Raw genomic sequence first — 1,164 nt, forward strand, 5'->3', positions numbered from 1 at the left:
CGCTGCTGCGCACCTTTGTCCAGGGCGCGGGTTCTGCGTGGTGCATGACCTCTGAGCGGTTTTATGACGCGCTCCGACAGAGCAGCACGCTGCAAGCGACGCTCAACCGTTACCTGTACGTGTTGATGGGCCAGCTTGGGCAACTGGTCGCCTGCACTCGCTTTCATGTGGTGGAGGCGCGCCTCGCCCGCTGGCTGTTGATGACCCAGGATCGGGCGCACTCGGATCATTTCCATGTCACCCATGAATTCCTGGCCTTCATGCTGGGAGTGCGTCGCGTCGGCGTTACCAAGGCGGCGGGCGTGCTGCAACAGCACAAGCTGATTCACTATAGCCGTGGCAATATCACCGTTCTCGACCGCGCCGGTCTGCTAGCCGCCGCTTGTGGCTGTTACGGGGCTGCGGAAGCCCTGTATGACCAGATGATACCGTCACCCGGCTTGATGGCGGCGCCAGCAAATCGGCATGGTTAGTTTTGACTGACTATCAGGACTTTCGCTTTCCGTCATTCCCGCGTAGGCGGGAATCCAGTAAGTCGCTGAAAAGCTTGGATACCCGCTTTCGCGGGTATGACGGAATTTACGGGTTTAGCGAAAGTCCAGACTATTGAGGTCACCGTTGAGTGTCATCCCGTGCTGATTGATCTGCTCGTGGCCGGCGCCAGCGCCTCCTCGCCCACTTCGTCGGTCCACACCGTGAATCGATCCAGTCGGCTGGGGCCGAAAGAAGTCAGCAGCGCCACATCGGCGGCGTCGTGACCATAGGCCATCAAGACTCGGCCGATGCGCGGGGTGTGATTGCGCGGATCAAAGGCGTACCAGCGCCCGCCCAGATACGCCTCAAACCACGCGCTGAAATCCATCGGTTCGGGCGATGAGAGTACTCCGACATCGCCGAGATAGCCGGTGCAGTACCGGGCCGGGATGTTCAGGCAGCGGCAGAACGCCACTGCCAAATGAGTGAAGTCGCGACACACGCCGACCCGTTCCTGGTACACCTCATACGCGGTGCGCGTTTTCCGGGCCTGCATATAATCGAAGGTGATATGACCATGCACAAAATCGCAGATCGCCTGCACCCGCGCCCAACCTTGTGGCACGGTGCTGAACAACGACCAGGCGATATCCACCATTCGATCCACTTCGCAATAACGGCTCGGCATCA

2 protein-coding genes are annotated in these 1,164 nt (G+C 59.9%); one reads left to right on the plus strand and one right to left on the minus strand.

Annotated features, from left to right (window positions below; all coding sequences use genetic code 11):
• A partial coding sequence (locus BN874_RS14280; protein WP_034434698.1) for a Crp/Fnr family transcriptional regulator occupies positions 1-473 on the plus strand: 473 nt, incomplete at its 5' end.
• A 152-nt stretch (positions 474-625) separates the two neighbouring features.
• Here BN874_RS14280 and BN874_RS14285 read toward each other — a convergent pair.
• On the minus strand, positions 626-1,164 hold a 539-nt coding region (locus BN874_RS14285; RefSeq protein WP_034434700.1), incomplete at its 5' end, for a transglutaminase-like domain-containing protein.

It is taken from the genome of Candidatus Contendobacter odensis Run_B_J11, assembly GCF_000531125.1.
Classification (GTDB): domain Bacteria; phylum Pseudomonadota; class Gammaproteobacteria; order Competibacterales; family Competibacteraceae; genus Contendibacter; species Contendibacter odensensis.